Genomic DNA, 12,945 nt, shown 5'->3' on the forward strand with positions numbered 1-12,945 from the left:
AGACCCTTGATCGAGAAAGCTATTTGGCCAGTAAGAGCGTGGGTTCGTAAGGGCGCTGATTAGCAAGACCAGATTTGTAAAACCAGGTTTCGTAAGATCGTAGTTCCGTTCAGAGCACGTCCTTAGAATTTTGAGGTAGGTAAATGGTGCGAAAAATTCTTGTTTCAGCCGTGTTGGCCGGCGCAGTGCTGGCCTCAAGCGGATGCCATCACAAAGTCCAGAACCCCCTGGCGAACATTGATTCAAAGCAACCGGATAAGAGCTTGTTCGACCGCTCCATGGATTCAATGAAAAAGGCGCGTTATCAGGAAGCCCGGACGCTGCTTGAGACACTGATCAATACGTATCCTGATTCCGAGTACATTGCGCGGGCCAAGCTAGCGCTGGGCGATGCGTGGTACAACGAAGGCGGCAAAGCGGCATGGCAGCAGGCCGAATCGGAATACAAGGACTTCCAGACGTTTTTCCCCAACCTGCCGGAAGCGTCAGAGGCGCAGTTGAAGATTGCGTCCATGCATTATCGCGAAATGGAAAAGCCGGACCGCGATTATGCCGAGGCGCAACGCGCGGCGGACGAGTATAAACAGCTAATCCAGCAATATCCTGACAGCCCGCTGGTGCCGCAGGCGAAGCAGAAACTGCGCGAGGTACAGGAAATCCTGGGAGAGCGCCAGTATCGCATCGCGCACTTCTATTACCTGCGCGACAATCTGGCGGCCTCGCAGGCAAGGCTGCAATCGCTGACGGAATCCTACCCGCTCTACTCACAGTCCGATGAGGCGCTGTTTGAGCTGGGGAACATTTACGAAAAAGAAGCTGCTGGGCTGAGGAAGCAGAAGATGCCGGAAGCACAGAGGGAAAAGCTGGTCGCCCAATTTGAAAAGAAGGCGATTGACGCTTACTCCAGGATCATCACGCGCTATCCGGCAACAGACCGGGTGGGCGATGCCAAGCGACGTTTAGAGGCTTTGAAAGCCCCGATCCCGCAGCCTACGGCAGAAGCGCTGGCGGAGAGCAAGGCGGAAGAAGCGAGCCGCGAGAAGCTAAAGCTGGTAGCGAAACTGACCGGCAACTTCAAGAAGCATCCGAACGTTGCGCCCGCAACCAAAGTAGGCGAGCCCAATCTGCAGGATGAAACAGTAACAAGCGCGCCGGCAATCATCAATGACTTGAATCAACAGGTGAGCGGCGTGGCGCCCAGCAACAGTGTTGGAGTGCAGGCCGTAGGTACGGGAACGGGAACTCCGGATGCAAACGAGAAAGCGCCGGGCACTGCAGACACCACGCCAGCAGATGGAGCCGCTGCTAAACCAGCTCTGCCGCAGGTGAATGAGATTCAGAAGCCCGATCCGGCGTCGAGCAGCCAGACAACCGCGCAGGATGGCCAGGCGGCTGCGGACAAACAGGCAGCGCCGGTGGACCGCAAACAGGAATCCAGCAGCAAGAAAAAAGAGAAGAAGGGGCTGCGCAAGCTGATTCCGTTTTAAGCAGGGCGCTTGACTACCCTCTCACGGAACCCACAGGGGCTAGCACTTTTGGAATGCGCAGAATGCATGCCTCTGTTGGTTCTGAGGTAGTGTTCTGATTGACTTCAAAGCTAATTATCAGTAAGTTAGCCCTGTTTCCCGCCTCATACAAGGGATGATGCGCCGGCGCGCGATTTTGGTTCGTCCGGATGTGGCATAGCCAGTGGCGCACTGATGACAGTTGATGCACGGCGCGCAGCTTTAAGAAGGTGTTTTTTACGTGTCTTTAAGAATTCTATTTGCCGATGACAGCATGACTGCCCAGAACATGGGCAAGAAAATCCTTTCTGATGCGGGCTACGACGTGGTGGCTGTCAGCAACGGCGCGGCTGCCGTGAAGAAAATCGCCGAGCAGAAGCCCGACATCATCATCCTTGACGTTTACATGCCGGGATATTCCGGGCTGGAAGTCTGCGAAAAAGTGCGCGGCTCTCTGGAGACAATGAAGACGCCGGTGCTGCTGACTGTCGGCAAGATGGAGCCGTACAAACCGGAAGACGCGAACCGCGTAAAGGCAGATGGCGTCATCATCAAGCCGTTTGAGGCCAGCGATCTGCTGGCAATTATCAAGAAATTTGAAGAGCGCATTGGGCAGATGCCGGCGCCGCCGATAGTGCAACAGGCTGCGCGCGCGGAGGTTCAATACCAAGAAGATACGAGCGCAGCGGTTGAACACCTAGACCACAATTCCATGGGCAAACCCAGCTCACAGCCGATGGTGGAAGTGCCAGATCATATGGCTGGCGCCGCCGCGTTCAACGATATGCTGGGAGCAGATTCCTCTATAGCGCCGCAGCATTTTGGCGTGAGCAGCCCCGCGGCAACATTTGAAACGTCGGTAATTGTGCCTGCTCCGCCGATTCCCACAGCAGACTACGAGCTGCCTGGTGGATGGAAAGAAGAAGCAAGACCGGAACCCGCTGCCGTTGCGCCTGCTGCGGAGCCCGAACCTGAAATCACCGCCACGCCGGTAGAAGTTGCGCCTGAACCGGTTGCCGCTGAAGTGGAACCGGAAACAGTGGCAATGGAGCCGCTTGCTGATCCGGAAACAAATGCAATGCCGATGGAAGCCGCTGAGGCTTCGTCCGCTGCGGCTGTGGAGCCCGCGCATCCGCAATTTATACCCGTCTACAAGGAACCGGAGCCGCAACCACAAGCAGACGCGGCTTCTTACGAAGTTTTGCCAACGGCTGCACCGCCTACCGGTGAAATAGAGATTCCGCGCGAACCGGAGTTGCAGGAAACGGCTGATGAAACCACACGAGCTACCGTGGCTGACCGAGTCGAACCCGGATTGCTGTCGACACTTGAATCAGTTGCTGACGCTGCAAGAAAGGCAGCCTCCGAGGAACATCCGGCTTATCATCCAAACGCCGCAGCCCAGGAAGCGCCTTCAGCAGCCGCAATGGAAGTTGCCTCTACCGCTGGCGAACAGTCTCCGATCTCGGCAGCGACAGCGGAGGTCAGCGATGCAGATTTTGAAGCGCGTGTGGCAGCCGCGATGGCTGCTTATAGCCACGCCACCGCCCCGGTTGAAGTGCATGAAAGTCCGGTAGTGGCGCCGGTAGAAATTCAGCCTGAACCGCCGGCCCCTGCGGCCCCGGTGTCTGAGGCAAGGCCAGTAGAAGAAGCAGTGCCCTCGTTCGAATATCGTCCGCCAGTGCGCATTGCCGAGCCTGTGGAGATGGCTCCTGCGGCCTCTGTTGAAAGCATAGCGGCTGTTCCAGAGAGCATCGATCCGCCTTTGGCTTCGGCGCATGAAGCCATGACTCATCAGGTGCATGAAGCTGTTACGTCCGGCGTGGAAGCTGCGGCTGTTGCAGCAGCAACGGAAACCGGAGCAGAACACCATAACATCGCCCAGGCCGTGCATCGCGTGATGGAGCGGCTGAAGCCGGAATTGGTGGAAGAAATCATGCGCGAGCTGCGGTCAAAGAAATAAGCGCAACAATCCTGTGTTCCTGAAGCGGCGTCTCTGGCGTCGCTTTTTGCATTTCAGTGCTCCATGCATGAGCGGGTTGCCTTTAAGCAGCAGCTCTGGCGCAATTCTTGCCACAACAGCGCATCGCGGCATGGAATCTAACTTCACAGACCAGAATTCGATGGCGCAGTGAAGGGAGAAAAGATTTATGCGGAGCATTTTGAGGGCTTCAATTTTAAAATCCGGGGCGGTGGCTGTGATGTTCATTGTGGGACTGGGAATTTCCCAGGCACAGTCGATGCCGCCAGGATCGTATCAACAAACTTGCAGGAACATTGATTTTCACGATGACGTCCTGATGGCAAACTGCCAGGATTCCGGCGGACGCTGGCAAAGCGCTCTGCTACGCGACGTGCAAAGCTGCCGCAGCGACATTATTAACGACGATGGCGCTTTGCGGTGCAGCAGAAGCGGCGGAGTTAACGGCGGCGTTGCTGCGGGACTTCCGGGCGGTTCTTACACGCAGTCCTGCCAGGATGTGCATGCAAGCGGTGACGACCTGCACGCCCGTTGCCCAACATCAAATGGCGACTGGAAAGATACCAAGCTGGACGACTACAACAAATGCCGTGGCGAAATAGTGAATGATAACGGCAAGCTGCGCTGCGTTTCGGGCGTTTATGGCGGGCCGGGCGTGCCTGTGGGTGGTTATCAGGGCTATCCATCGGCGGCCGGCGGCTTTACCGGCTCATATACCCAGACCTGCAAGGACATCAAGAGCCATGGCGATGATCTTGAAGCACGTTGCAAGACCGTAAACGGCGATTGGAACAATAGCAAGCTCGATGATTACCGGAAATGCAAGGGACAAATCATCAATGACGATGGCAACCTGAAATGCGTGGCTGCTGGATACGGAATCGGACGTGGCGGTTATCCGGCAGGCACCTATCAGCAGGGAAACTTTCCGGCAGGTTCTTACACGCAGTCATGCGACAGCATTCACATCGATGGTGACGACCTGAAGGCCCACTGCCAGACCAGGGATGGTGGATCGCGAGACGCCAAGCTGGATGACTTCCAAAAGTGCAAAAGTGACATCATTAATGATGATGGCCGCTTGCGCTGCGAACGGTAAATAGGGAGTAATCTGAAATCGCGCGATCAGCAATTAGTGGCAGGATTTGCTGTTTGCGCGATTTTCTTTTTAACGTCAGGCCTCTTTCTCTTGGTTCGACAATAAATCGCTGCAATTCGCCGACGGTTGCTCACATCCGCATTGCGCCTGTAATATCGAAGATTAGCTCCTTACGGCGCACATGTCCCACGAACTCCCAAAAACCTATGATCCCAGCGCCATTGAAGTGCGCTGGGCGGAATACTGGGTCGCGGAAAAGCTATTCTCCGTGAAGACGCCGGAGCCTGGCTCGCCGGAGGCTGCCAAGCCCATCTTTACCATGTTGCTGCCGCCGCCGAATGTTACCGGTCGGCTGCACATGGGCCACATGCTCAACCAGACGGAGATGGATATCATCACCCGCTGGCAGCGTATGCGCGGCTTTACCGCGCTCTGGCTTCCGGGCACCGATCACGCGGGCATCGCCACGCAGATGATGGTGGAGCGCCAGCTTGCCACGGAAGGCAAGAGCCGGCAAGGGTTGGGACGAGAAGCGTTTCTTCAACGCGTCTGGGAGTGGAAAAAGCATTATGGCGGCGCCATTCAGGCGCAGATGAAGCGGCTGGGCGCGTCTGTAGACTGGGACCGCGAGTACTTCACCATGGACGAGAACCTCTCTCGCGCCGTGATTGAATGCTTCGTCCGCCTGCATGAGCAGGGACTGATTTATCGCGGCAAGTACATCGTGAACTGGTGCCCTCGCTGCATGACGGCCATCTCCGATCTGGAAGTCGTGCATGAAGATTTTGCCGGCAAACTCTATGAGTTCCGCTATCCGCTGGCTGACGACCCCAAGCAGTTTGTCACCATCGCCACCACGCGGCCGGAAACCATGCTGGGTGACACGGCGGTAGCGGTCAATCCGAAAGACGAGCGATATAAAAAACTCGTCGGCAAAAAACTGCGTCTGCCGCTGGTGGACCGCGAGATTCCCATCATCGCCGATGATTTTGCCGATCCGCAGTTTGGCAGCGGCGCGGTAAAGGTCACGCCTGCGCACGATCCCAATGACTTTGCTATTGGCTTGCGCCACAACCTGCCGCAGATCAACGTAATGGACGATCAGGCGCGCATCAATGAGAATGGCGGGGCGTATAAAGGTCTGGATCGCTTTGAAGCGCGGGAAAAAATCCTGCGCGACCTGGAAGAGCTTGGCTTGCTGGCAGGCATCAAGGACCATACGCTGGCTATCGGCAAGTGTGACCGCTGCAAGACCATTGTGGAGCCGCGCCTTTCCACGCAATGGTTCATCAAAATTCAGCCGCTGGCAGATCGCGCGATTGAAGCCGTGGAAAAAGGCGAGATCAAGTTCACCCCGGAGAATTACGCCAAGACTTATTTCGAGTGGATGCGCAACATCCATGACTGGTGCATCTCCCGCCAGCTCTGGTGGGGACATCGCATTCCAGCATGGCACTGCCAGGGGTGCTCGCACATTACTGTTGCGCGTACAGCGCCGAAGACGTGCGAAAAATGCGGCGGCAACAAGCTCACACAGGATAACGACGTGCTGGACACGTGGTTCTCTTCTGGCTTGCTGCCATTCACCGTCTTTGGCTGGCCGGAAAAGACACGCGATCTTGACGTTTTTTATCCCACCACGCTGCTCATTACCGGCTTTGACATCCTGTTTTTCTGGGTGGCGCGCATGATTATGCTGGGCTGCCACTTCATGGCCGGACATCCGCAGGGCACCGTGCCCTTCAAAAACGTCTACATCCACGCGCTGGTGCGCGATGCCGATCGCCAGAAGATGTCCAAGACCAAGGGCAACGTGATCGATCCTATTGAGGTCACGGAGAAATACGGGACTGACGCGGTACGCTTCACGCTGGCATCCATGGCCTCCCCAGGGACTGATATTGCGTTCTCTGAGAGCCGCACCGACGGCTATCGCGCTTTTGCCAACAAGATTTGGAACGCCGCGCGCTTCATGTTCATGAACCTGGACCGCGTTGAAGGGGCCACTCTGACCGGAGGCGCAAAACCGGAGCAGCTCGCCAAACTGGAGAACCGCTGGATTTATTCGCGTTTCAACCGCGTTGCTGGAGAGGTGAACCAGAGCCTTGCCGACTATCGCTTTGACGAAGCAGCCAACACCATCTACAAGTTTTTCTGGGGCGAGTTCTGCGACTGGTATCTGGAAATCATTAAGCCCGCGCTTTCGGGCAATCCGGAAGAAGCGCGCAGCGCCGTCGCTTTGCTGGGTGATCTGTTTGAAGGCTCGTTGCGCCTGCTTTCTCCGTTCATGCCATTCATTACAGAAGAAGTCTGGCATGCGATGTATGAAGGCAAGCCGCCAGCCAAGTCGATTGCTCTGGCGCGTTACCCTGAACTGGACCAGCGCTGGCTCAATGATCAGGCGGAAGAGCAGATGTTGGTGCTCCAGGACCTGATTGAAAAAGTCCGTAACATGCGCGCGGAAATGAAGGTTGAGCCAAAAGTAAAGACCCCAGTAAAGATCCACGCTGCCGCCGATGTGACAAAGCTGGTAACTGAAAATCGAGGGATGGTAGAGCGGCTGGCCGGCGTTGATGGCATTGAGTTTGTGAATGAGTCCCTTGCGCAGATACCAGGCGCGCGCACCACGCCAAAGTTTGAAGTTGCGCTGGTGTACGAGCAAAAAATCGACGTTGCTGCTGAACGCGAGCGCCTGACGAAAGATCTGGCCAAGTTGGAAGGCGAGTTGGCAAATGCCGACCGCCAGCTTGGCAACCAGCAGTTTCTTGCCAAGGCTCCGGCGCCGGTGGTTGAGGGTATACGCAGGCGTCAGGGTGAATTGCACACGCTGATAGAAAAGGGAAAGGCCGCATTAGCAAAGCTGGGTTAAGCTAAAGACTCGAAGGGAATGTAAGCCGCGAGGCGCGTGCTGGCCGAGCGGCGTGATGCAGGGCTGGGTAAACTAGCGAGAACGATACTTTTAAAGCGGTTTGGAGCGAAGCGACAGGAAACCATGGATTGGCATAGCCGAAGACTAAGCGCGATTTTGGAACACGCGCTGCTTGAAGATAGGGCGACCAGTGACGCCACGTCGCGCGCCTGCATTGACGCGCAGCAGCGCGCCACCGCCACCATCCTGGCCAAGCAGGATTGCATTCTTGCCGGGGTGGGCGCAACCGCCCGCATTCTTGAAATTTACGAGCATCTGGACCGCAACGTGATCGGCCACCCGGAAGTGATCAGCCACGGCGAGATATTTGACGGCGTTCGCTTACATAAAGGACAGGCCATTGCCGTGGTGCGGCACAATGCGCGCGCATTGCTTTCCTGTGAGCGAGTCATTTTGAACGTGCTTCAACGGCTTAGCGGGATTGCCACCACCACGCGCAAATATGTTGACGCCATCCATGGCACCAAGGCCCGAATCCTGGATACGCGCAAAACGGCCCCAGGACTGCGCGTGCTGGATAAATACGCGGTCCGCTGCGGAGGAGGCCAGAACCATCGGCTTGATCTCTCTGACGGCATGCTCATAAAAAATAACCACATCGCTCTGGCTGGAGGCGTGGCTGTGGCTTTGCAGAAGGCGTTGCGCAACCGCCGCGAGGAGCAGCCGATTGAAATCGAGGTTCGATCACTGGCCGAACTGGATGAAGCTTTGGCTAACGGAGCGGAGAGCATTCTGCTGGACAATATGAAAGTGGAAGACGTTCGCCAGGCCGTGCAGCGCGTTGCGGCCCATTCGCGGCAGGTTCCGGTAGAAGCCTCGGGCGGCATTCGACTGGAAAATGTTCGCGAGTACGCCGAAACCGGTGTGGACTACATTTCTATTGGAGCGCTCACTCATTCGCCGCAGGCTGTGGACTTGAGCATGCGGATTGTTCCGGCGTAAAGAGCGTTCCTGTCTAAAATAGCGCGCGCTCTGGATGATTAAAGTAGTAAACTGCACTACCCCGCAAGGCTCAAGGGCGCGGGCTGGAGGCGTCGCACTAGCGAATTCTTATCATCGATTCTGGACGACCCATTTCCAGCTATATCAACAAGATAGCTAGTCCGCGGGAGTTCGCGGCAGAGATTCGGTATTATAGGCAAGCTCTATACCTGCTACAAGTAAGTCTGAAAAAGGAGAACTTTTCACTCTATGCGTAAAATCCTGGGATTGCTGTTGGCGATCGTCGCCGTTTGCGGTTCTGCTCTGGCTGCCGATGAATACAAGATTGACCCCAACCATTCATCGGTTAACTTTGCTGTTACTCACTTGATGGTCAGCACCGTAAATGGCCGCTTCAATACGTTTGAGGGAAAGGTCCTTTATGACAGCAAGGACGTTACCAAGTCTTCTGTGAACGTGGACATCAAGACTGCGAGTGTCAACACTGATAATACGTCGCGGGACAATGATCTGCGCTCGCCTGGTTTCTTCGATGCAGAGAAATTTCCCGACATCACCTTCCAAAGCAAGTCGGTTGAAAAAAAAGGCAATGACTATGTGGCCCACGGCACGCTGACGATCAAGGGCGTCTCCAAGGACGTGGACCTGCCGTTTGAGTTGAAAGGGCCTGTTGACGCCGGCAAGATGGGAAAAGTGATGGGCGCTCATGCCAGCCTCACGGTAAATCGCCAGGACTTTGGCGTGTCCAAAGCGCCGGGAATGGTCGGCAATGACATAAAAATCGACCTCAACGTTGAAGCGCATATGGCGCCGCCAGCGGCCGCAGGGAAATAAATATTGTGACGAACCCGGAGTATCTATTGCCGGAGTTGCTTGCGCCTTTGGTGCGCAACACCATCTTTTCCGGCAATATTCATCACTGCGTACAGGCCGACTCCACCAACTCCATTGCGTTGCGTGGAGCGGCGCTGGCCAGCCAGCATCCTGATGACACTCCGGAAGGCGCAGTTTTTCTGGCTGAAGAACAGACCGCCGGCCGCGGACGCAGTGCTCATACCTGGCACTCTGAACGCGGTACCGGCATTTATTGCTCATTCTTATTGCGCCCGCCCATGACGCCCGCAGAAGCGCTATGGCTTTCCCTCATTGCAGGAGTCGCCGTGCAAGACGCGGTGAGGGAGACAAGCGGCCTGGCTGCCGATATCCGCTGGCCCAATGATCTGCTGATCAATGACAAGAAATTTGCCGGCATCCTTACGGAGATGAGTTCTGAAGGAAACAAAGTGCACCATGCCGTGATCGGCATTGGCGTGAATGTAAACCAGAAAAGTTTCCCTGATGACCTGAGGGAATCTGCCACCTCCATGTGTATTGAAGGCGGCAGGGAATACTCGCGGAAAGACGTTGCGGCGGCGCTGATTCGCGCTCTCGACCGCGAATATCGCGCTTTGCTTCGCGCCATGAGCAGCCCGATTCGTACTCCTGCGTTGCGCTTTGAGCCCATCATGCGGCGCGTGGAGTCGCGCTCTTCTTATGCGCAGGGCAAGCTTGTCCATGTGGATGAAGATGGCGGTTACAACGGTGTGACAGACGGCCTTGATCCACGCGGCTTTCTGCGGGTGCGCACAGACAAGGGTCTGCGAATCGTTATTTCCGGAAGTGTCCGGCCTGGGAGGAAAGATGCTCCTGGTTCTTGACGTGGGCAATACCAACACGGTGCTGGGCGTCTATGAAAACACCGCTCCTGGATTTGCCGGCAAGACCACGACCCCTCGCCTGATGGCGCACTGGCGCGTGGCCACCGTAATGACCCACACCGTGGACGAATACGGCGTTCTCTTCCGCAACCTGTTTGCCATTGGAAACGTTGAAGCTGCTGAAGTGCGCGGAATCATCGTTTCTTCTGTAGTTCCGCCCATGGATTCCACGCTGCGTGAAGTTTGCGAGCGTTACTTCCACCTCAAACCTCTTTTCGTGGAGCCGGGCATCAAGACCGGTATGCCGGTGCTTTATGAGAACCCGCAAGAAGTGGGTGCAGACCGCATTGTGAACGGCGTGGCAGCGTTTGAAAAATTTGGCGGCCCTTGCGTCGTTGTTGACCTGGGTACTGCAACCACCTTTGACGCGATTTCACGCAAGGGAGAATATCTGGGCGGAGTGATCTCGCCCGGCATCGGCATTTCAGCGCGTGCGCTCTATGAGCACACCGCGCGCCTTCCCCTCGTTGATATTCGCAAGCCGTCGAAAGTTATCGGTACCAATACTGTCGGCAGCATCCAGGCAGGCTTGTTCTTCGGCTATCTGGGATTGGTGGATGGCATCCTGGAACGCCTGATCAACGAACTGGGACCGGATACCAAGGTCGTAGCAACCGGCGGATTGGCCAGCCTGATTGGAGACCACTCAAAGTACATCAAGAACGTTGACGATCTGCTCACACTCGACGGGCTCCGCATCATATGGGAACGCAACAACGCGGCGCAAAAACAGAAGCCCGCTTCGTGACGGCCCCTGCTGTGGACAACTATTTCAATTACTACACGGAAATTGAACAGCACTTCTGTAGACGCCGGGGAACGCTTCTGACTGTTTCCACGCTTGACTGGGCACTGATGACCACATGGAAAGAAGCTGGAGTTCCACTGGAGGCTGTCCTGCGTGGGATTGACGAAGCGTTTGACAAGTATGAGCGGCGGCCATCGAAAACGCAGAAGATTAACGGCCTGGCCTGGTGCGCGCAGGCGGTGCTTACCGCGGCGGAAGAGATGAAAGAAGCGGCCGTCGGCGCACAGCCGGAAAAAACCAGCGCCGATCCGGGCTTGCACAATGAAGAAATAGCTCGTTATCTTGCCGCAAATGCGGAAAAGCTACGCCGGGTGAAGTCAGGCACTGCGGTAACGTTGGTTGCGGAAGAGTGTGCTGTTACACTAGCGGACTTAGCCTCAACCCTGGCTACCGTAAAGAGTCTACGATTGGAGGACCTGGAGAGGCGGCTCACCATGATGGAAGAAAAACTTCTTGCCGCCCTGACCATGACCACTCCTGAAAACGAGTTGTTCATTCTACGTACAGAAGCTGACCGGGAGATCGCGCCCTATCGCAGCAAAATGCCGGGCGTGCAGATTGAGCAATTGCAAAAGCAATTTATTCACAAGCGCCTGTTTGAAAAAGCAAAGATTCCACGGCTCAGCCTCTTTTACCTGTGAACCTGACAATCGAAAAACTCGTGTACGGCGGCGACGGCCTTTCCCGGCTTCCTGAAGGCAAGACGGTCTTTACGCCCTTTGTGCTGCCCGCGGAGGAAATCAGCGCGACAATCGTCCAGGAAAAAAGCAGTTTCGCCCGCGCCACCGTCGATCAGATACTGAAGCCTTCGCCGTACAGGATTGCTGCGCCGTGCCCGTATTTTGGCACGTGCGGTGGCTGCCATTACCAGCACGCGGGCTATACCGCGCAACTGGAAAACAAACGCGCCATCCTGAAAGAAACGCTGTTGCGCAACGGCAAGCTGGAGTGGAAAGGTGAGATCATCACGCATTCCGGCGAGCCGTGGGGCTATCGCAACCGCTCGCGATTGAAAGTTCGCACCACGCCCGATTTCGCCATCGGCTATTACAAGATGGGCACCAATGAGCTCCTGCCCGTGAAACAGTGTCCGATCAGCTCAGCAGCCATTAATCGCGTGCTGGCTCATGTGTGGGAAATGGGCGAAGGCGGCAAAGTGCCCGCTGGCGTGAATGAGATTGAATTCTTTGCCGACCACGCCGACGCCAAGATGGTGCTGGAAATTTACCTAGCATCGGACGCGCCGGAAATGCGCGAGGTCGCTACCGCGTTGCAGGCAAAAGCCCCGGAGATCAAAGGAATTGCCTTCTTTGCGGAAAGCGCAGGCGCTGAGCCCGGTGGCCAGCTGCCGAAATACACCGTCGGCGAGACTGCACTGCCGTATCAGGCGGGAGAGAAATCTTATCGCGTGAGCGCGGGATCATTCTTCCAGGTCAACCGTTATCTCGTGAAGGAGCTGGTGCAGACCGTGGTGGGTGACTTTCACGGAAAGATTGCGCTGGATCTTTTCGCCGGCGTCGGGTTGTTTGCCGGTCATCTTTCCAAGCGTTTCGATCAAGTGTTTGCCGTGGAATCAGCCCCTGCTTCTGCCGCCGACCTCCAAGCGAATGCCGTCAAGAATATCGTTCCGGTGCTGAGCCCCGTGGAAGGCTTTCTGCCGCGCTGCCTCAACATGCAGCCTGAGCTGGTTGTGGTGGACCCTCCGCGCGCGGGCCTGGGCGCAAAGACAACACAACTGCTGGCCGCACTGCGGGTAAAAAGAATCGTTTACGTCTCCTGTGATCCAGCCACGCTGGCGCGCGATACACGCCTGTTCCTGGAGACTGGTTACCACGTGGAGGAAGTTCATCTGGTCGATCTCTTTCCCCAGACCTTTCACATTGAAAGCGTTGTGCGTCTGGCCCGCGGCTAAGTCCTTTCTTTA

At 56.2% G+C, this 12,945-nt stretch carries 10 protein-coding genes; all 10 read left to right on the forward strand.

Going from position 1 to position 12,945, the window contains the following annotated elements; translation table 11 throughout:
• The first annotated feature begins 143 nt into the window (after positions 1 to 143).
• The 10 genes from bamD (at position 144) to rlmD (ending at position 12,933) form a co-directional block, all read left to right on the forward strand.
• Positions 144 to 1,487 carry an outer membrane protein assembly factor BamD gene (gene bamD / locus LAO76_18750; protein ID MBZ5492962.1) on the forward strand — a complete coding sequence of 448 codons (1,344 nt, stop codon included), beginning with the start codon at positions 144 to 146 and terminating at the stop codon, positions 1,485 to 1,487.
• A gap of 259 nt (positions 1,488 to 1,746) precedes the next feature.
• A complete protein-coding gene (locus LAO76_18755; GenBank protein MBZ5492963.1) occupies positions 1,747 to 3,468 on the forward strand; it encodes a response regulator in 1,722 nt (573 codons plus the stop codon).
• 187 nt (positions 3,469 to 3,655) lie between these two features.
• Positions 3,656 to 4,585: a CVNH domain-containing protein gene (locus LAO76_18760; protein ID MBZ5492964.1), complete on the forward strand. Its 930-nt coding sequence runs from the start codon at positions 3,656 to 3,658 to the stop codon at positions 4,583 to 4,585.
• Positions 4,586 to 4,766: 181 nt separating this feature from the next.
• Positions 4,767 to 7,454 (forward strand): valine--tRNA ligase, encoded by a 2,688-nt coding sequence (locus LAO76_18765; GenBank protein MBZ5492965.1) that lies wholly within the window; start codon positions 4,767 to 4,769, stop codon positions 7,452 to 7,454.
• Positions 7,455 to 7,577: 123 nt separating this feature from the next.
• A complete protein-coding gene (gene nadC / locus LAO76_18770) occupies positions 7,578 to 8,456 on the forward strand; it encodes a carboxylating nicotinate-nucleotide diphosphorylase (protein MBZ5492966.1) in 879 nt (292 codons plus the stop codon).
• A gap of 249 nt (positions 8,457 to 8,705) precedes the next feature.
• Positions 8,706 to 9,290, forward strand: coding sequence for a YceI family protein (locus tag LAO76_18775; protein ID MBZ5492967.1), 585 nt, complete (start codon positions 8,706 to 8,708; stop codon positions 9,288 to 9,290).
• A gap of 5 nt (positions 9,291 to 9,295) precedes the next feature.
• Entirely contained in the window at positions 9,296 to 10,153 is an 858-nt protein-coding gene (locus tag LAO76_18780; protein ID MBZ5492968.1) for a biotin--[acetyl-CoA-carboxylase] ligase, read from the forward strand.
• Positions 10,137 to 10,961 (forward strand): type III pantothenate kinase, encoded by an 825-nt coding sequence (locus LAO76_18785; protein MBZ5492969.1) that lies wholly within the window; start codon positions 10,137 to 10,139, stop codon positions 10,959 to 10,961. The genes LAO76_18780 and LAO76_18785 overlap by 17 nt, the downstream gene beginning before the upstream one ends.
• An 11-nt stretch (positions 10,962 to 10,972) precedes the next feature.
• Positions 10,973 to 11,662, forward strand: a complete 690-nt coding sequence (locus tag LAO76_18790; protein ID MBZ5492970.1) for a hypothetical protein — start codon at positions 10,973 to 10,975, stop codon at positions 11,660 to 11,662.
• Entirely contained in the window at positions 11,659 to 12,933 is a 1,275-nt protein-coding gene (gene rlmD / locus LAO76_18795) for a 23S rRNA (uracil(1939)-C(5))-methyltransferase RlmD (protein MBZ5492971.1), read from the forward strand. Before LAO76_18790 ends, rlmD begins: the two co-directional genes overlap by 4 nt.
• Positions 12,934 to 12,945: the final 12 nt, after the last annotated feature.

It is taken from the genome of Terriglobia bacterium, from assembly GCA_020072645.1.
Taxonomy (GTDB): Bacteria; Acidobacteriota; Terriglobia; order Terriglobales; family Acidobacteriaceae; genus Angelobacter.

Coding starts and splice junctions, on each gene's coding strand:
- LAO76_18785 (MBZ5492969.1), top strand. CDS start 10,137: ATGCTCCTGGTTCTTGACGTGGGCAATACCAACACGGTGCTGGGCGTC.
- nadC (MBZ5492966.1), top strand. CDS start 7,578: ATGGATTGGCATAGCCGAAGACTAAGCGCGATTTTGGAACACGCGCTG.
- LAO76_18775 (MBZ5492967.1), top strand. CDS start 8,706: ATGCGTAAAATCCTGGGATTGCTGTTGGCGATCGTCGCCGTTTGCGGT.
- LAO76_18760 (MBZ5492964.1), top strand. CDS start 3,656: ATGCGGAGCATTTTGAGGGCTTCAATTTTAAAATCCGGGGCGGTGGCT.
- bamD (MBZ5492962.1), top strand. CDS start 144: ATGGTGCGAAAAATTCTTGTTTCAGCCGTGTTGGCCGGCGCAGTGCTG.
- LAO76_18765 (MBZ5492965.1), top strand. CDS start 4,767: ATGTCCCACGAACTCCCAAAAACCTATGATCCCAGCGCCATTGAAGTG.